At 46.4% G+C, this 18,410-nt stretch carries 16 protein-coding genes; 12 read left to right on the top strand and 4 right to left on the bottom strand.

The window, feature by feature from the left end:
* The first annotated feature begins 193 nt into the window (after nucleotides 1-193).
* The 9 genes from dnaX (at nucleotide 194) to OA79_RS15325 (ending at nucleotide 8,467) form a co-directional block, all read left to right on the top strand.
* The gene (gene dnaX, locus OA79_RS15365; RefSeq protein ID WP_063334119.1) at nucleotides 194-2,497 is read left to right on the top strand and encodes a DNA polymerase III subunit gamma/tau; all 2,304 of its coding nucleotides are present in this window, start codon (nucleotides 194-196) and stop codon (nucleotides 2,495-2,497) included.
* Nucleotides 2,498-2,514: 17 nt separating this feature from the next.
* Nucleotides 2,515-2,841, top strand: coding sequence for a YbaB/EbfC family nucleoid-associated protein (locus tag OA79_RS15360; protein ID WP_063334118.1), 327 nt, complete (start codon nucleotides 2,515-2,517; stop codon nucleotides 2,839-2,841).
* Between the two features lie 11 nt (nucleotides 2,842-2,852).
* The gene (gene recR / locus OA79_RS15355; RefSeq protein ID WP_063334117.1) at nucleotides 2,853-3,446 is read left to right on the top strand and encodes a recombination mediator RecR; all 594 of its coding nucleotides are present in this window, start codon (nucleotides 2,853-2,855) and stop codon (nucleotides 3,444-3,446) included.
* Between the two features lies 1 nt (nucleotide 3,447).
* Nucleotides 3,448-4,590 (top strand): ribonuclease D, encoded by a 1,143-nt coding sequence (gene rnd / locus OA79_RS15350; protein ID WP_063334116.1) that lies wholly within the window; start codon nucleotides 3,448-3,450, stop codon nucleotides 4,588-4,590.
* A 29-nt stretch (nucleotides 4,591-4,619) separates the two neighbouring features.
* Nucleotides 4,620-4,913 (top strand): YcgL domain-containing protein, encoded by a 294-nt coding sequence (locus OA79_RS15345; protein ID WP_063334115.1) that lies wholly within the window; start codon nucleotides 4,620-4,622, stop codon nucleotides 4,911-4,913.
* Nucleotides 4,914-4,915: 2 nt separating this feature from the next.
* Nucleotides 4,916-5,395, top strand: coding sequence for a YcgN family cysteine cluster protein (locus tag OA79_RS15340; protein WP_063334114.1), 480 nt, complete (start codon nucleotides 4,916-4,918; stop codon nucleotides 5,393-5,395).
* A 49-nt stretch (nucleotides 5,396-5,444) separates the two neighbouring features.
* On the top strand, nucleotides 5,445-7,292 hold the full coding sequence (locus OA79_RS15335) for a vWA domain-containing protein (protein WP_063334113.1): 1,848 nt from the start codon (nucleotides 5,445-5,447) through the stop codon (nucleotides 7,290-7,292).
* A 17-nt stretch (nucleotides 7,293-7,309) separates the two neighbouring features.
* A complete protein-coding gene (locus OA79_RS15330) occupies nucleotides 7,310-8,119 on the top strand; it encodes a class II glutamine amidotransferase (RefSeq protein WP_063334112.1) in 810 nt (269 codons plus the stop codon).
* A 102-nt stretch (nucleotides 8,120-8,221) separates the two neighbouring features.
* Complete coding sequence (locus OA79_RS15325; RefSeq protein ID WP_063334111.1) at nucleotides 8,222-8,467, top strand: hypothetical protein; 246 nt, start codon at nucleotides 8,222-8,224, stop codon at nucleotides 8,465-8,467.
* Between the two features lie 127 nt (nucleotides 8,468-8,594).
* Here OA79_RS15325 and cysK read toward each other — a convergent pair whose 3' ends face one another.
* Nucleotides 8,595-9,560 (bottom strand): cysteine synthase A, encoded by a 966-nt coding sequence (gene cysK, locus OA79_RS15320; RefSeq protein ID WP_063334110.1) that lies wholly within the window; start codon nucleotides 9,558-9,560, stop codon nucleotides 8,595-8,597.
* Nucleotides 9,561-9,728: 168 nt separating this feature from the next.
* On the opposite strand from cysK, the gene hrpA reads away from it, so the two are divergent.
* From hrpA to OA79_RS15305, 3 genes are read left to right on the top strand one after another with little or no spacing between them, the layout of a single operon-like run.
* Nucleotides 9,729-13,601 (top strand): ATP-dependent RNA helicase HrpA, encoded by a 3,873-nt coding sequence (hrpA, locus tag OA79_RS15315; protein WP_197465405.1) that lies wholly within the window; start codon nucleotides 9,729-9,731, stop codon nucleotides 13,599-13,601.
* 58 nt (nucleotides 13,602-13,659) lie between these two features.
* Nucleotides 13,660-14,508, top strand: coding sequence for an MlaA family lipoprotein (locus OA79_RS15310; protein WP_063334109.1), 849 nt, complete (start codon nucleotides 13,660-13,662; stop codon nucleotides 14,506-14,508).
* Nucleotides 14,509-14,523: 15 nt separating this feature from the next.
* Nucleotides 14,524-15,555: a GGDEF domain-containing protein gene (locus OA79_RS15305; protein WP_063334108.1), complete on the top strand. Its 1,032-nt coding sequence runs from the start codon at nucleotides 14,524-14,526 to the stop codon at nucleotides 15,553-15,555.
* A gap of 15 nt (nucleotides 15,556-15,570) precedes the next feature.
* Here OA79_RS15305 and OA79_RS15300 read toward each other — a convergent pair whose 3' ends face one another.
* The 3 genes from OA79_RS15300 to tal all read right to left on the bottom strand — a co-directional run bounded on the left by OA79_RS15300 (nucleotide 15,571) and on the right by tal (nucleotide 18,410).
* Complete coding sequence (locus OA79_RS15300; RefSeq protein ID WP_063334107.1) at nucleotides 15,571-16,671, bottom strand: PQQ-dependent sugar dehydrogenase; 1,101 nt, start codon at nucleotides 16,669-16,671, stop codon at nucleotides 15,571-15,573.
* A 168-nt stretch (nucleotides 16,672-16,839) separates the two neighbouring features.
* Nucleotides 16,840-17,355, bottom strand: coding sequence for a sugar O-acetyltransferase (locus OA79_RS15295; protein ID WP_082825501.1), 516 nt, complete (start codon nucleotides 17,353-17,355; stop codon nucleotides 16,840-16,842).
* 104 nt (nucleotides 17,356-17,459) lie between these two features.
* Nucleotides 17,460-18,410 (bottom strand): transaldolase, encoded by a 951-nt coding sequence (gene tal, locus OA79_RS15290; protein WP_063334106.1) that lies wholly within the window; start codon nucleotides 18,408-18,410, stop codon nucleotides 17,460-17,462.

The following is an 18,410-nucleotide window of genomic DNA, read 5'->3' as shown; positions in this document are numbered from 1 at the left end:
GCATATCGGCATTCACTGAATAGGCTTACTCATTTGTGTAGGCCTATTTTGTTTCTGCCAAACGCTTGATCTTTAAAGTGAACTTTTTTGCTTTCAAGGTTAAATTGTTCGCTTGGTAAGGTCGAACAATGGTTTCGAAATTGCTCTGACTACCGTACAATAAAAAATCGCTTTTCATTAGCCAGAATTCATCATGAGTTATCAAGTTTTAGCACGTAAATGGCGTCCTCAGACCTTTCTAGAAATGGCAGGGCAAGACCATGTTCTCCAAGCCTTGGTAAACGCTTTGCGTCAGCAGCGTTTGCACCATGCTTATTTATTTACAGGAACTCGAGGCGTGGGTAAAACCACCATCGCACGTATCTTTGCTAAGTGCTTAAACTGTGAAACCAACGGTATTTCCCCTGAACCTTGCGGTACTTGTGATAGCTGTCGCGAAATTGCCGAAGGGCGCTTCGTGGACTTAATCGAAGTCGATGCGGCGTCTCGAACTAAGGTAGAAGACACTCGGGAATTGCTCGAAAATGTACAATATGCTCCCACTCGTGGCCGTTTTAAAGTCTATCTGATAGACGAGGTCCACATGTTGTCAACGCACTCGTTTAACGCCTTGTTAAAAACCCTCGAAGAGCCGCCAGAACATGTGAAGTTTTTATTGGCCACGACGGATCCGCAAAAATTGCCGGTGACGATTCTTTCCCGTTGTTTGCAATTCAATTTGAAAAACATGTCACCTCAGCGTGTGGTGGATTATCTACAGACAGTATTAAACACGGAGCAGGTACCATTTGATCAACCTGCCTTGTGGCAAATTGGTCAAGCCGCCAATGGCAGTATGCGTGACGCTTTGAGTCTAACCGACCAAGCCATTGCCTTTGGCGATGGTGGCATTTCCGAATCTGGCGTGACGGCCATGTTAGGTTTGGTCAATCAAGCGCAGATTCTTGATTTATTGGAATGCATAGCCTCAAAAAATGCGGCCGAGGTGCTGTCCCGTATTGAGGCTCTAGCGGATTATCAGCCAGACTTCGTAGCCATTTGTGGCAGTTTACTGGATACCTTACATCGAGTGGCGATTGAGCAACAAGTGCCAGGTGCTTTGGCAGATCAATTAGGCGATTTAGCACGTATTCTGAACATTGCGAAAACAGTAAGCCCTGAAGAAATTCAAGTGATGTACCAGAGCTTATTGGTTGGTCGTCGGGATTTGCATTTGGCACATTCTGCGCGGGCCGGTTTTGAGATGCTCATGCTGCGACTGATTGCTTTCCGCCCTGCGCCGCCGATGACCATGACTCAGCAAGCGCCTATAGCGGCGGAAGTAGAAAAAAAAACACCTGAAGTTGACTCGGCCAGTTCATCCGAAAACACACTAACATCCGCGGCTTTGACTGAGCATGTTGAGGCTGAGCCGGATGCTCCCGAGGCGATCTCTACTAATGGCGCTGTTGAAAGTGAACCGCAGGCGCAGTCAGTTCAAGCCTCTTCGTCGACCAATCTCAGTGCGGATGAACGTCCTCCTTGGGAAGACGTGCCAACGCACGAAACAATGGATGAGACGGTAGAGGATACAGTAGCGGCTGTGTCGCAATCTCCCGAAGCGCCAGAAGCTCAGTCAGCGGATGCAAGGCTTGAGCCTATCTTGGCTTCAGAGGATCCAGAAGTCGTAAGTTCTGATGATTCTGATGCTGAGGTCGAAACATCTAATGTGATGACGCATGAAAATGAAGTTTCAGTAGACCATCAAACGCCACAGCAGGACATTAATGCTTCTAGTGTTGAACTTGATTCAAGCCAAAATGACTCTAAAATGTCAGAGCGAGCGGCGGCACGAGTAGAATCTTTGCTGGAAGCGTCTCATAAGGAGTCAGAGTCGGTTGATGATGAAGAGGAAGACGAAGAAGAGGCGGAAGAGCGTGCCATTGCCGATGTGGCAGACCCGTTTAACCCCGCGGCGGACCTCGTTGAGGCACTGGCTTCTGACGTGGTAGAAGCAGAGCCGGAATTGGCAGAGAAGGATTCCTCCGATCCTAGATTGGCTAAAGTGCCGGATACCATTGCGCAACCCGCTTTGGGAATGCCATTGCCTGAGTTGAATCATTATAATGAGCTTACCATGCAAATTTGGTGGCTGGTGGCGCCGCGCTTACCTCTGAGAGGCTTGGTGCAGAATATTTTGATGAATTCCAGTATGGTAGATGCCAGTGATCAAGGTATTAGATTACAAGTTCCGCTTGAATACGGGCACATGCTAAACCAAGTTCGTTATGAACAAATTCAAGGCGCATTGAGTGATTTTTTCGCCATGCCAGTGCCCTTGATCATTGATACTGTAGAAGAGACCGAAGGGGTCACTGCAGAAGAATTCGCCGCCAGCAAACGTGCTGAAGCCTTACAGGTTGCGATTCAACACTTAAATTCACACCCAGTTGTGCAAGCCTTGTCCAGTACGATGGGAGCACAGTTGGTTTATGACTCAGTAAAAGTTAAAGCTTAATAATTTGGAGAGAAATGATGTTTAAAGGTGGTATGGGCAACATGATGCGCCAAGCGCAAAAGATGCAAGAAAACATGCAGAAGGCGCAAGAAGAAATTGCCAATATGGAAGTAGAAGGCCAAGCCGGTGCAGGTTTAGTAAAAGTCGTGATGACGGGTCGTCACGATGTGAAACGTGTTTCTATCGATGATTCGTTGTTTGAAGACGATAAAGAAATGCTGGAAGACTTGATTGCTGCAGCGATGAACGATGCGGTTCGTAATATTGAAACTAACCAGAAAAACAAAATGGAAGAAGCAACCGCTGGTATGTCTCTTCCACCAGGCTTCAAAATGCCTTTCTAGGAGCTGACCTCTTGTTTAGTCCTCTTATTTCGGAACTGATTGAGTCCTTGCGTTGTTTGCCCGGTGTCGGGCCGCGCTCGGCGCAAAAAATGGCTTTGTACTTGTTAGAGCGTGATCATCAAGGGGCCGATAAATTGGCCAGCGCGCTGCGCGAAGCGTTGGATAAAGTCGGTCGTTGTGGTAGTTGCCGTACTTTAACGGAAGAGTCTGAATGTGATATTTGTCAGGATCCAGAGCGCGATGAAAAGCGCTTATGTATCGTTGAAACACCTGCAGATGTTGTGGCTATTGAATCGGCAGGATCGTATCAGGGGCGTTATTTTGTCTTACTTGGGCATTTGTCTCCGATTGATGGTATCGGGCCGGAAGAGTTAGGACTGGATCGTTTGGAAGCCTTGGTGGTTAACAACGAAGTAGAAGAAGCCATAATTGCAACGAATTCCACAGTAGAAGGCGAGGCGACTTGTCATTATATTGCGGAAAAACTCAAAACATTGAATATTAATGTAAGCCGCATTGCCCATGGTGTGCCCATGGGTGGTGAGCTGGAATACGTTGATGGCAATACTCTGGCCTTAGCGTTAGAGGGACGGAAGACACTCTAAAATGAATGAGCATGATGAGGCGTTGAATATTGTATGGGTCGCGGACAATGCGTCCTTAGCCAGTTGGTGTGACTATTGGGCTGAATTGCCCGTGATTGCGGTGGATACTGAATTTATTCGCCGTACAACCTATTTTCCGATTACGGGTCTAATTCAGATCAGTGAAGGGGAGAAGGCAGTTTTAATTGACCCTTTAAGCATTGATGATTGGTCGCCATTGAAAGCGCTAATGGTGAACTCTGCCGTTATGAAAGTGTTTCATGCTTGCTCTGAAGATCTTGACGTCTTTGATCGTTTGTTGGGCGTTTTACCTACCCCATTTTACGATACTCAAATAGGGGAAGCCTACGCCAGTGCACAATGGTCATTGAGTTATGTGAAATTGATTCATGAGTATTTACGCATTGAAGTGGCAAAAGATGAAACCCGCTCAGATTGGACACAGCGTCCATTAACCGATGCGCAAAAACGTTATGCGGCACTGGATGTGGTGTATCTTGCAAAAGTGTATCCGATGCAAGTCGCGCGCCTAAAAGACAAGAAAATGCTCGAATGGGCATTAGAAGATTGTGAGACGTTAAAGTGGCAATACCAGATGAACTCGGATCCAGAGCAAAACTGGGCGGGTGTGAAGACAGCATGGCGCTTATCTCCAGAAGGTTTAACCTTGTTACGTCTGTTGTTCATTTGGCGTGATGAGCAAGCACGAAAAGAAGACGTGCCAAAAGGGCAAATTTTGAAAGATCGTACTTTATGGTCGATCGCTAAAACACTACCGACGCATCATAAAGCCATTTCCACTGTTGAGGAAATTACGGGCCGTCAGCAGCGCTTGTATGGAGAAACGATTCTTGAGAAAGTCGCTATGGTGAAAGAGCTGTCTGCCGATGAATATCAGATGCCATTGGAAACGCCTTTATCTTCTCAAGCAGGGGAGTTAACGAAAGCGGTCAAAGCGTTTGTTCGTGGTCGAGCCGAAACCATGGGCGTGGCACCAGAAGCCATGATGAAGCGTAAGTTGTTAGAGCCTGTGGTGCGTCATTTATTTGATGGTTCTGCCATTGATTGGCAAAACCCAGCCATGACAGGTTGGCGTCAAGATGTCATTGTGAACCCAATTTTAGATAAATTTAAAACGTCCTAAACGATCATATTAATGGTCAAGAGAAAACTATGAAAGAGCGATTGATTATTGAAGTGTTCCATTCATCGAAGCGAGAAGGCATGTACCTTTTCGTAGAGAAAGCCGTAGGCTTATCGAAAGTCCCTGATGCGTTGATGGAACGTTTTGGCAAAGGCATCAGTGCCATGACGATGCTACTCACACCCGAAAAGACGTTAGCACGAGCGGAAGCACAAAAGGTCATGGATGAAATCCGTGATAAGGGTTTCTACTTGCAATTGCCGCCAGTCAAAGACGACTATTTGTTGGATCTTTATAAAACCCCAACGGAAGCGGTTTACTAACCATGATCGCAAAGCGTTACGAACCTTTTTGGAAAACGGTGCCATTGGAGCAAATGTCATCGGATCAATGGGAATCCATTTGTGATGGTTGTGGCAAATGTTGCCTGCAAAAGTTGCAAGATGAAGACACGGAAGAGGTGTATTACACCAATTTATCTTGTCAGCAACTCAATTTAACGAGTTGTCAGTGTAATGTTTACGAAACAAGACAGACTAAAGTGGCCAGCTGTATTACGCTGACACCAGATCAGATCGATGAGTTTCATTGGTTACCTGACACCTGTAGTTATCGAGTGTTAAACGAAACCAAAGACTTGCCAAGCTGGCATCCTTTGGTGGTTGGTAGTCATAAAGAAATGCTCCGTCAGGGGCTAACCGTCCAGCACTATGCTGTGAATGAGCAATCGGTAAAAGAAGAGGACTGGGATACCCATATTATTAAATGGGTACATGGCATGCCCGAACCTTATGAAATAAGTTAATCCGATTGGTTGGTCAATAGCAGCAGAGTCATTCAAGGAGTTCGCAGACGTGAAGTGGTTGAAGTTAAGTACAATGTTGTTATTGGCCTCATTAACTGTTTGGGGGCCTCTTGCGAAAGCTGACGCGCAATTTCGAGTCATTGTCGATGCGTCTGGCAGTATGCTGATCAGTGACCCTGATAAACTCACCTCCGAGGCATTGCGCCTTATTTCCAATCTCGCACCAGATGAAAAAGCCACCTTAGGCATTTGGTTATTTGGTGAAACGCCACGAGTACTGGTACCAGAAGCCCCTGTTAATATTCAAACTAAGGCCAGAGTGGCCAGTTATGTTAACAGCTACCTAACACAAGACGTTAAAACCGACCTTGAAGCCATTATAAAACTCTTGCTCGATACCCCGGATGTGGGTGGTTTAGCGCCGGGCTTTGATCGTCATTGGATTCTGGTGACCGATGGCATGGTGGACATCAGTTTAGATGAGGCGGTGAATAAGGCTTCTCGTGATCGCATTCTCAATGAATTGTCGCAGCAACTCGAGCTGTTAGACATTCATTTGCATACCATCTCCATGACAGGTTATACCGACAAGGCCTTATTAGAAAGCTTGTCGCTGCGCACTAATGCGACTCACACAGAAGTCGCCGTGCCAGTGGATTTGTTAGACACATTCGACCGCATTTTTTCGCAAGCCTCTCCTTCAGACGAATTGCCTTTGGATGGTAATCAATTTGTGGTGGATGACGCCATTGATGAATTAACCCTTGTGGTATTTCATGAAAAAGGCGAGTTGCCAGAAGTGATCTTACCTGATGACTCGTTATTACCAATTAAAGGGGGCTTTAATGTCTCTGTGTCGGCGGCCGATCATTACACCTTAATCAGTGTGCAGGATCCTTTGCCTGGTACTTGGCAGGTTAAAAATGTCGATTTGTCGCGTAGTAGTGTTCGCGTTATTACTGATTTGAGTGCGCGAGCAACGAAAATTTCGCCGGTCATTTTTACCAACGAAGAGATATATTCTTCAGTTGGTCTCTTTTTAGACGGTTTGTTAATGCAGGATCCGCAGTTATTGGGGTTAGTGAGTGTTAAGCAGACCTTATATCGTTTGAGCGGAGAGCAAAAAGAAGAAGTCTTGTCTTATGATGTGCCCAAAGCGAACAATCAATTTAAAATTCGCTTGGCGGGGATTGGTCTAGCGGGCAATTATGAACTGGTTAGTGAAGTGGATGGTCAGACCTTTAAGCGTCAGCTGAGCCAATTCTTCACCGTGCACCCAGCGATTGAATTTAAAGGGTCGACGCCGAGCGAAAATCTGGTGGCCTTTACGGCCACGCCGGTGAACCTAAAACTCAACCTATTGCGTTCTAATGTTATGTTGGAGTTTACGGATAAAAAAGGTGGCAAACGCACTGAAGAGATGCCGCTTATCGGACAGGGGTATTGGGAAAAAGTCATGCCTGTGTCGCCTGATGATCATGTGATAGTACGTGCCAAACTGTCTGGCGTGACTCAAGCGGGTTTACGATTTGAATATCAAACACCGGAATGGCACTTTGATCGCCAAGGTGAGGCCGGAGCGACGGTTGGTGTCGGTGAACAAGCCGCGAAGAGTTTATTACTTTCGCCTTCCAATTCCACTAATCGAGAAGTCATTCCTGTTGTGGTGGCACCGGCTATTTCTATAGTGGAAGAAAATGGAGAGCCTGTAGAAGAATCGGTTGATACGGAACCGACAGAGTTACCCATCACGGAAACAAAAGACGAGATGGATGAAGTAGACGCCATGACGCCGACTGATTGGATTATGTACGCGGCATTAAATGTGGCTGGGTTGGCGGTGATTGTGGCGGGTGTGTTGTTGTATCGACGTATTCGTAAGAATGCGTCCAAATAAGAGTGAAATAAGCGAGCATGTGTGAATTGTTAGGCATGAGTGCCAATGTGCCAACGGATATTTGTTTTAGTTTTTCTGGGCTAAGAGCCCGCGGTGGTCGCACTGGGCCCCATAAAGATGGCTGGGGAATGGCCATGTATCGAGATGGTGATGTGTGGGCTATTCATGATCCTAGACCGAGTGCAGATTCAGACATGGCAGAGGTGATGAGTCATACGTCACTGAAATGTGACATAGTGATTAGTCATATTCGTCAGGCAAATGTCGGCGCGGTATGTTTGCTCAATACCCATCCGTTTAGTCGTTTATTGTGGGGTAAGACTTGGTCATATGCTCACAATGGTCAATTGGAGTCTGCAGAGGATTTAGCGATTGATAAAACACACCCTTTGGGCAATACGGATTCTGAACGGGCATTTTGTTGGATTATTGAGCAGCTGCAGTCCCGCTTTGATAATATTGAGCCAGACCTCGAAAACTTGTCACAAGTCTTATCTGAATTGGCGCGGCAGTTAAAAGAGCGTGGCGTCTTTAATATGATGTTATCGGATGGCAAACGACTCTATTGCTTCTGCACTACCAAGCTGCATTGGATTACACGTCGGGCTCCCTTTAAAAAAGCCAGTTTGTCCGATGAAGATGTGATTGTGGATTTTCAAGAAGTGACCACGGATAAAGACGTGGTGACGGTGATTGCAACTCAGCCGTTAACGCAGGACGAAACTTGGCAGCAAATGCAAGAGGGAGAGCTATGCGTGTTTGAGGGTGGTGAGGTTGTCTGTCAGATAAAAAGTCCAGCGTTGGCCGCCCAAGTATCTTCCCCCTGAAACCGTCAAACTCAGTTGGCTGTCGTCATCGTCAGCCACTTTTTATTTGAGTGCCAATAACTGGTATCCTTGCGGCATTTGAACAGTAACAGAGTAAACAAAATGATGAATGACAATGAAGTAATCAGTACTTTAGAAGAGCTGGAAGCCTTTGTATTGGCCGTTGAATCTGGCGGGATGGGGCTAAACAATGTCGCTGGGTTGGCGCTGGCGACCAACAACAGTAATGGCCGTCCTTTTGTGGCCGTTCTGGATGATAATCAGCAGCTTTTATTAGGGCGTTGGGTGTCTAGTGACGTGTTTGAAAATGGTAAAGACATTGTTCGCTATGGACCACGCAAACACTAACCCCAGTGTCTAGCTCAGAGCATCTTCTGAGATGTGTCTGAGAAAATAAAAAATCCCCGCTTAAGCTAAGCCTAAGCGGGGATTTTTGTTCGACCTGACAATCATCTAATAAGCATAAAGAACATGCTTATTGTACTAATTCGTTGTCGCTGAATTCACCTTCAAACAAGGCGGTTGATAGATAACGTTCACCCGAGTCAGGCAATACAACAACGATTTTTTTGTCTTTGTAAGCTGCTTGCTGGCTTAAACGCTCGGCGGCCACGACCGCGGCACCACATGAGATACCACATAAAATGCCTTCCTCACGCATGAGACGTTTCGCCATGGCAATGGCATCGTCGTTGTCTACTTGTTCAACCAAATCGACCATCGACAAATCTAAGTTTTTAGGCACAAAACCCGCTCCGATGCCTTGGATTTTGTGAGGTGCTGGCGTAGGTGTTTCACCGTTTAAGGTTTGAGTAATCACTGGCGAGCTGGTGGGTTCAACCGCCACACTGGTAATGGCTTTACCTTGCGTGTTTTTGATGTAGCGACTCACACCCGTGATGGTGCCACCGGTACCAACCCCTGCCACGAACACATCAATGTCGCCGTTGGTGTCTTGCCAGATTTCTGGACCAGTGGTTTGCTCATGAATTTCTGGGTTGGCTGGGTTGTCGAATTGTTGTAACAGCACGAAATTGTCGTCTTGGGCAATTTCTTGCGCTTTCTCTATCGCGCCTTTCATGCCTTTGGCTGGTTCGGTTAAGACAATGTTCGCTCCCAATGCTTTCATAACTTGACGGCGTTCTAGGCTCATACTGGCTGGCATTGTAATGGTGATGGGGTAGCCACGAGAAGCCGCGACAAAACACAATGCGATGCCCGTGTTACCACTAGACGGTTCAACGATGGACTTGCCTTCAGTCAGTAGTCCTTTTTTTTCCGCGTCCCATACCATGTTCGCGCCAATGCGGCATTTTACCGAAAAAGCAGGGTTACGGGATTCGAGTTTCGCGAAAATGTTGCCGTTACCAATGCGATTTAAACGTACAAGCGGTGTATTGCCGATGGTAAGCGAGTTATCTTCAAATACTTGATGAGACATAGCATTATCCTTATTTCGTCTTTATGAATCGAGTAGATTTGCTTCACTATAACCTCTTCATTGGGATTAATGTTAGAATTTCCAACTATATCGATAGAATACGGTGCGCCTCCTCATTTATTCAGCGCCCCCAACACCCTAATCAATTAGGATACATCTTTGGAAACCATGCAAAATCATCTTGTGATGACGCGAGATCGTCATCGTATTAGCCGTAAACAAGAGCAAATTCAAAAGCGTCAAAAAGACGGTCAGCCATTCGATAAGTTGTCTAATGAACTGACGGACTTAGTCGACACCTCAAGAGCCCGTTATCAGGCTCGTTTAGCGGTGATGCCGACCGTGACTTACGATGAAAGTTTGCCTGTTGCGGCTCGCGCTGACGAAATAATCAAAGCCATTCAAGACCACCAAGTAGTGATCATCGCCGGTGAAACGGGCTCAGGTAAAACCACCCAATTGCCGAAAATGTGTTTGCAAGCCGGTCGTGGGCAAGCTGGACTCATTGGCCATACTCAACCAAGACGAATTGCCGCTCGCAGTGTGGCTGAGCGTATTTCCGATGAATTGAATGTTGAATTGGGTGAACAGGTTGGTTTTCAGGTTCGGTTCAGCGACGAAAGTTCTGATAATACCTTAATCAAACTGATGACCGACGGTATCTTGTTGGCTGAAATCCAGCAAGACAAACGCCTGTATAAATACGACACCATCATCATAGATGAAGCGCACGAACGCAGTTTGAACATCGACTTCTTGTTAGGTTATCTCAAACAGGTGTTGGCAGCGCGCCCGGATCTGAAAGTGATTGTGACGTCGGCGACCATCGATGTGGCGCGTTTCTCACAGCATTTTGATAAGGCTCCCGTGATTGAAGTGTCGGGACGAACCTACCCAGTGGAAATTCGTTATCAGCCGTTACTAAGCAAGGCGGATTCTGATTTAGACGAAGACCAAAGTATGGAACAAGGCGTGTTGGATGCGGTGGAATTACTGATCGCAGAAGAGAAAGCGTCGGGTTATCGCGGAGCAGGGGACATTCTTGTCTTCTTACCTGGTGAGCGGGAAATACGAGAAACTGCGGACATTCTTCGACGCGCGGAACTGAGATCGACCGAAGTATTGCCTTTATATGCTCGCTTAACGGCCAGTGAACAACAGCGTATTTTTAAGCCTCACTCAGGGCGACGCATTGTGTTGTCGACTAACGTGGCGGAAACGTCTTTGACCGTGCCAGGCATTCGTTATGTGATTGACCCAGGTTTGGCGCGCATCAGTCGTTACAGTGTGCGTTCTAAAGTGCAGCAGTTACCCATCGAAAAGATTAGTCAAGCCAGCGCCAATCAAAGGGCAGGTCGTTGTGGTCGAGTTGCGGATGGTATTTGTATCCGCTTATACGACGAAGCCGATTTTGCCAGTCGTGCGGAATTTACTGACCCAGAAATTTTCCGTACCAATTTGGCCTCGGTTATTTTGCAAATGGCGAACTTAAAACTCGGCGCGGTTGAAAAATTCCCATTTGTTGAAATGCCTGAAAAGCGCATGATAAACGACGGCTACCGAGCGTTAACCGAACTGGGGGCACTGAAAAAAGATCGCTTAACGCCCATCGGTCGACAGCTGGCCAAGTTACCCATTGATCCCAAACTGGGGCGAATCCTAATCGCCGCCGAACGACACGGAGTGTTAGCGGATGTGGCGATCATCGTCAGTGCCTTGTCCATTGCCGATCCGCGGGAGCGACCGCAAGATAAGAAGACACAATCCGATCAAGCCCATGCGCAAGACAAAGATGAAGACTCGGATTTCGCCGTCTTTCTGAATCTATGGGAGCGTTATGAAGGTCAACGTCAGGTTTTATCGCAAAATCAACTACGCCAGTTCTGCCGAAAACAGTTTTTGAACTTCATGCGCATGCGAGAATGGCGAGACATTCATCGTCAAATCATGATCGCCTGTAAACAATTAGGGTTTAAAGACCGAGCCAGTGACGCTCGCAATTATGAAGCCATCCATCGCTCCTTACTCGCGGGTCTGTTTACTCAGGTAGCGAATAAAATGGACGACAGCAAAGAAATGCTCGGTTGTCGTTCGCGTAAGTTGTCCATCTTTCCTGGCTCTATGTTATTTAAAAAACCACCGCAATGGGTCATGGCAGCAGAGTTGGTGGAAACCAGTAAGCTGTATGCTCGTGTGGTGGCGCGTATTGACCCTGGTTGGATTGAAGAATACGCCGCGCCGTTTGTGAAGCGTCAGTACCTTGACCCTCATTTTGAGGCCAATCAAGGGCGAGTCATGGCCAATGAGCAGGTGTCCTTGTATGGTTTGATCATCGTACCAAAACGACGCATGGATTATGGTCATGTCAATCCTGAAGAAGCCCGTGAAATTTTCATTCGCACTGGGTTGGTGGAACGTGAGTTGCGCTCCAAACAGGCTTTTTATCGACACAATAAAGCCCTGATTGATGACCTAGAAACACAAGAGGCAAAATTACGTAAGCGCGATATCTTAGTGGACGACGAAGCGGTATTTAACTTCTATGACCAGCGTTTACCCGACACGGTTCGCAATCTGAAAAGCTTAGAACACTTTGTTAAAACACATCCTGATGTCTTAATGATGACGAAAGAAGATCTAATCAATCAAGAAGTGGTAATGGACGAGGTCGCTTTCCCTGACACATTTGGCTTGAACGGTGTGGCGCTACCCATCGATTATAAGTTTGAACCGGGTAAAGCAACCGATGGTGCCACCTTGAAAGTGCCGGTGGGGTTATTGCGCCAGCTAAGCATTGAAGATTTAGGTTGGGCTGTGCCTGGCTACATTAAAGAACGTTGTGAGGCGCTCATTCGTGCGCTGCCAAAAGCGTTACGTCGTCGCTTTGTGCCGATTCCGCAGTTTGTTGACCGCATTTACCCTAATTTATCGAAAGAGAAAGGCGATTTACTTGAGCAATTAAGCTTGCAGATTAAGCGTGAAACCTTGATTGATATTCCATTGAATGAGTGGAATGCGGAAAAGCTGGAGTCTCATCTAACATTGCGATTAGAAGTGGTGGATGAGCGTGGCAAAGTGCTAGGCAGCGGTAAAGACTTGGCCGAATTACAGAGTCAATTCAGTGACCTGGTGGAAGAAAGTTTTGCTAAGTTTGGTACCAAAGCACATGAAGCGGATGATCTGACTGAATGGCCGGAGCAAGGTATTCCTGAGCGCCAAGAGATTAAGCAAGCCGGGATTAACGTCACGGCGTTTCCGGCGCTAGTCTCTCAAGGTGAAACCGTTTCATTGAAAATGTTTGATGACCAAAGTACGGCCACTGAAGCACACCGAAAAGGGGTGATTACCTTACTTAAATTGACGTTGAGTAAAGACGTGCGCTACCTGAAAAAGAACTTACCGCATCTAAGAGAGTCCATGTTGATCTTCTCGCCTTTGGGACCGAAAGAAGCCCTATTGGACGATTTGCTCAGCGCCATTTTAGACAAAGTCTTTTTAGATGGTCGTTCTTTACCTCGCACAAAACACGATTTTGAACACTGTGTTACGACGAATAAGAGCAACTTGATTTCAATGGCAAATGAGATGGCCACACAGTTGCATCGTGTGTTGTCCTCTTATCAAGGTGTCGCGAAACGCATGAAGGGCAGTATTCCTTTGCCATGGTCACGAATCTATGGCGATATTCAGTTCCAATTAAGGCAACTTATTTATCCTGGTTTTATTGGTAACACGCCTTTGTTCTGGTTGGGGCAATTGCCAAGGTATTTCAAAGGCATTGAAGTGCGTTTGGAACGCTTTCAAAACCATTTGAACAAAGAGAACCAGTTCGTGTCTGAGTTAGAAGGACTGTGGCAAACCTACCATAAGCAGAAACAAGCTCATGATGAGAAAGCGCTATACGATCCTGAATTGGTGAAGTATCGCTGGATGTTAGAAGAGTATCGGATTTCTTTGTTTGCACAGTCGGTAGGAACCTTAGAACCTATTTCAGCAAAACGCCTTGCGAAACAATGGCAAAACGTCAAAAAATTGGTGTAATAAAAATTGGCTAGAATGTGAAACCTAGTCTAGATTTCCATTTACAGGGATAAAAATAATGTTTAACCGTATCAATGTCTTGTTGTTTGGCTTAGCCATGATGTTGGCTCAATCTGTTTGGGCGGCGACTGAGGAAGACCCGTGGGAAGGGTTCAACCGGGCGATGTTTTCCTTTAATGACGCCGTGGATGGTGCGGTGCTCAAGCCTTTAGCAAAAGGCTATAAAGCGGTAACGCCATCGCCAGTGCAAAAAGGCGTGAGTAACTTCTTTTCCAATTTAGGCGAAATCGGCAACATCTCCAATAACCTGTTACAAGGTAAATGGGACCAGACGGCGTCGTCTACTTGGCGTTTTATTATCAATAGTACGGCCGGCTGGTTTGGTATTTTTGATGTTGCCAGTGAAATGGGGTTAAAAAAATACGATGAAGATTTTGGTCAAACCCTCGCCTATTGGGGGGTGTCGTCGGGCCCTTATCTTGTTTTACCTTTCTTCGGTCCATCCACCGTGCGAGATGGAACGGGTAGGGTGTTTGATATGACCTATGACGATGGCATCAGTTATTTGTCGGTGAATTCTGATGAAAGACTTGGCTTGTTAGCGTTGGATGTAGTGGAAACCCGGGCGCGATTACTCAATGTTGAATCAATGGTCTTTGGGGATCGATACAGTTTTATTCGAGATGTGTATTTACAGAACCGTACTTATGAAATTTATGATGGCAATATTCCTCAAAAGCCGCAATCTGATCGCTCTACACAGGCGGATGGCAGTTGGGAAAATGAGGACGACTCTAGTTGGGGAGACGAAGACGATTCTAGCTGGGGTGACGAAGACGATTCTAATTGGGGAGACGAGGATTCTAGTTGGCAAGAGGACAATGCAGGGAGTAGCTGGTCGGAGTAATGAGGAACGACCGATATGAACCGAAAACCTACTTCGATCAATTTTTGGTTCAATGACGACCACTTTCGAGAAGTGATATTAAAAGGATTTTTGTGTGTTATTGGTGCGGCCAGCACCATTCTGATCGTGCTCAATTTGTTCGTTGGTCAAACCATACTGGCGTTATTGGAAATGGTGTTATTGGCCTTTACCATTGGTGTTTGGTTTATGCCCAGACACTGGCGTCTCTTTAAATGGTCGGTACTTTTCTATGTCGCCTTTCTTTTTAGCGGCATTATCGCCTCCATCGCCTTTTCACCCTTGTTTTCGGGGCGACAGGTATGGGTGCTGATCTTTCCTGTTGCGTCTTACTTGATGCTAGGACGGCGCATTGCTGTATCCCTCAGTGCCGTATGTCTCGTGATGGTTTCGGCTATCATTATTAATCGTTTTGATGGCGAATACGAAAGCTACATGCGCGGCATTCTGATCAATTTAGTGCTTGCTTATGCTTTTATTTGGGGCTTGAGCCACGGCGCCGAAATGGTGATTAAACGCATACTGGAAGCGCTGAGAAAAATTGCTTCCACAGACCCTTTAACTGGATTATTAAACCGAAGAAACATTGATACGAAATTTAACGCCGCATTGCAACGTAAGCTCAGCTCAGCTGGCGGCTTGGGATTTGTTTTGATCGATGTGGATCACTTCAAAGACGTAAACGATACCTACGGTCACGATGTTGGCGATGCCTTGTTGGTGGATTTTGCTGAACGACTGCGTTCCTTTAGTGAGACAGATCGCAGTTTGTATCGGTTAGGCGGCGAAGAGTTCTGCGTCTGGCTACCACGCCTTACTTGTCAGTCTTGGTCTGAGGCTTTTTGTCAATACGTTCACGAGACCCCTTTTGTCTTTCAGGGGCATACAATACATTATACCATCAGCATTGGGGTGGTTACCTCGAATCAAACCACAGAGACGTTTCAGCGCCTGTATTCTTTGGCTGATAAATGTTTATATCAGGCCAAAGAAGCAGGGCGAAATAACGTGGTGACTAACACTCTGTAAACGTCAGCGTGTTTTTCACTGAAGGGTAACTTTTAATAGTTTCCAAGAGTCGGTTCCTAAATACAGAATGCCTTGAGTGTCTTGAGCGATGGAGCGCAAACGTTCGTTCAAGTCTTCAAGATAACGGGTTTCCTTAGTGGAACCGTCTTTTTCAACGTGAATTTTATTTAAGTGTCTCAAGGCAAGTGCCGTTGACAAAAAATCACCATTCCAGTTGGAAAATAACAGCCCTTGATATCGGATTAAACTGCTGGGCGCGATGGAAGGAATGTACACCTTTATCGGGCTGTTAATGCCGTCTTTTTCCGTGCCTTCACCAACGCTGATAGGACCCCAGTACTCTTTGCCATAAGAGACAATCGGCCAGCCGTAATTCGCGCCAGGGCGAATCAAGTTGATTTCATCCCCACCGCGTGGACCATGCTCATTCGACCAAAGGGTCTGGGTATTATTATCATAAAACAAGCCTTGTGGATTACGATGGCCATAACTCCAGATTTCATTACGTATGTTGGCATGAGAAACAAATGGATTATCTGCTGGAACCTTACCATCCAGATTTAAGCGAATGATGCTGCCCGCATGATTGCGGAGATCTTGGGCATTTTCGCGAACACCGCGATCGCCAATGCTAAAAAACACATGTTGCTGATCATCAAAGGTAATGCGACCACCATAGTGCTTGCTGGTGGCGCTAGCAGAGCGGCTGACCAATAAATCTTGCCAATTGATCAAGCGGTTATTGTCTAACTGAGCTCTTGCTAAGGTGGTGACTGAGCCTGCTTCAGTCGGTTTTGCATAGGTAAAATATAACCAACCATCTTGCGCGTAATTGGGGGATTTGGCGACATCTAATAAGCCCCCCTGACCACGGTTATCGACTTTAGGAAGGTTGCTGAGAGCCTGCTTTTGACCCGTGTTTAGGTTGACCTTATAGGCCTCACCTTGTTTGACAGTAATGATGGCAAATTGGTCATCAAGCAGACTAATGCCCCAAGGTATGCCGTCAAATTCGGCAACTTGCGTGACATTAAGGTGCCGATCATCGCGGGACACGTCGTTGGCGTACCCGTTGAGCGATAATAAGCTAATAAAAAGCATGATCCAATATTGCATTTGACCCCCTGAAAATTTTCGATCAGTATATAGAAAATAGTCAAAGAAACCGCACTAGGAAAGGCATTTCCTTTAGTATTGCTGATTGCTTACCTAGTTTGATGAAGTGTTCAGACCCTCGTCCATTATCGAATGAAAGCGTGACAATTTGGTCATAATTGCGGCTAATTAGCCAAAATAACGTTCACCTTGTGCTACATTGCGAGTGACGACCGCATTGGCCGCAATGATGGCGTCATCTCCTATGCGGATGCCGGGTAGGATCTTGGCACCGCCGCCGACCCACACGCGATTGCCGATATGAATAGGACGAGCAAAGCATTCGCCAGCGACTCTTGCCGCGGCCTCACGAGGGTGGTCAACGGTATACAGGTGCGCGGCTGGTCCGATTAACACTTGGTCACCAATATGGATGGGGGCGCTATCAAGAAACACGCACTGAAAGTTAATGTACACGCCTTTGCCCAAATAAATCTGGCTACCATAATCACATTGAAAGCCGGGTTCTATGATGACTTGTTCAGACTGTGCAAAGAGGCGAGTAATGTGTCTGAGATTGCCTTTACTAGGATGTGCGTTGTATTTAGCGCAGGCAAGACGGGCGGCTTCGCGCTTTAGGCGAAGAGCTAAGTCTAGGCTATTGAAGTGTTCGCCGTTAATCATTTTTTCAAATTCTGTCATCATGCCTAAATCTTAACTGGTTTTATCCTGTGTTACTCGTTGAACAGACATAAAAAACGCGACCTAGGCCGCGTTTTTAGAATAGCACTACTGAACGACAACGCGTCTTATAGCATAGAAGCCAAAGTGTCTTCCAACTTACGTTGGTCAACCGCGAAGTTACGGATGCCTTCAGACAACTTCTCAGTCGCCATAGCGTCTTCGTTCATTGCCCAACGGAAATCCGCTTCCGAAATCGCAGCTGGTGCAGCTTTCACGTCGGTAGTTGGAACCAATTTGCGCTCTAATACGCCTTCGTCTTTCTTCAGTTCTTCTAACAACGCTGGGCTGATGGTCAAACGGTCGCAGCCAGCCAGTTGCTCGATTTCACCGATGTTACGGAAGCTTGCGCCCATTACAACTGTCTTGTAACCGTGTTGTTTGTAGTAGTTGTAGATTTCCGTCACAGACACAACGCCTGGATCCGTTTCGGCTGTGTAGTCTTGCCCCGTTGATTTTTTGTACCAATCTAGAATACGACCGACGAAAGGTGAAATTAGGTAAACACCGGCTTCAGCACAGGCTTGTGCTTGAGCAAAAGAGAAAAGCAGTGTTAGGTTACAGTTGATGCCTTCTTTTTCTAGCTCTTCTGCCGCTTTAATGCCTTCCCAAGTTGACGCCGCTTTGATTAAAACACGGTCACGAGACACGCCAGCTTCTTCGTACAAAGCGATCAACTTACGTGCTTTGGCAAGCGTCGCGTCTTTATCAAAAGACAAACGTGCATCGACTTCCGTAGAAATACGGCCAGGAACGTATTTTAAGATTTCTGTACCAACGATAACCGCAAGTTTGTCGCCGGCGTCTAGAATTTGTTGTGCTTTATCATCGCTCTGAGTCTTCGCCCAAGCAACCGCCTGCTCTAGAAAAGGGGCGTATTCAGGAATTTGAGCGGCTTTTAGCATTAGAGATGGGTTAGTGGTCGCATCTTCTGGCAAAAAGTCTTTGATTGCCGTGATGTCACCAGTATCGGCTACAATGGTCGTGAACTCTTTTAACTGAGATAACTTGTTGCTCAT

The sequence above is a fragment of the Marinomonas sp. TW1 genome, assembly GCF_001625355.1.
In the GTDB taxonomy this organism is placed as follows: domain Bacteria; phylum Pseudomonadota; class Gammaproteobacteria; order Pseudomonadales; family Marinomonadaceae; genus Marinomonas.
The sequence above is the reverse complement of the archived record's forward strand: the minus strand, read 5'-3'. Positions and strand labels throughout refer to the sequence as shown.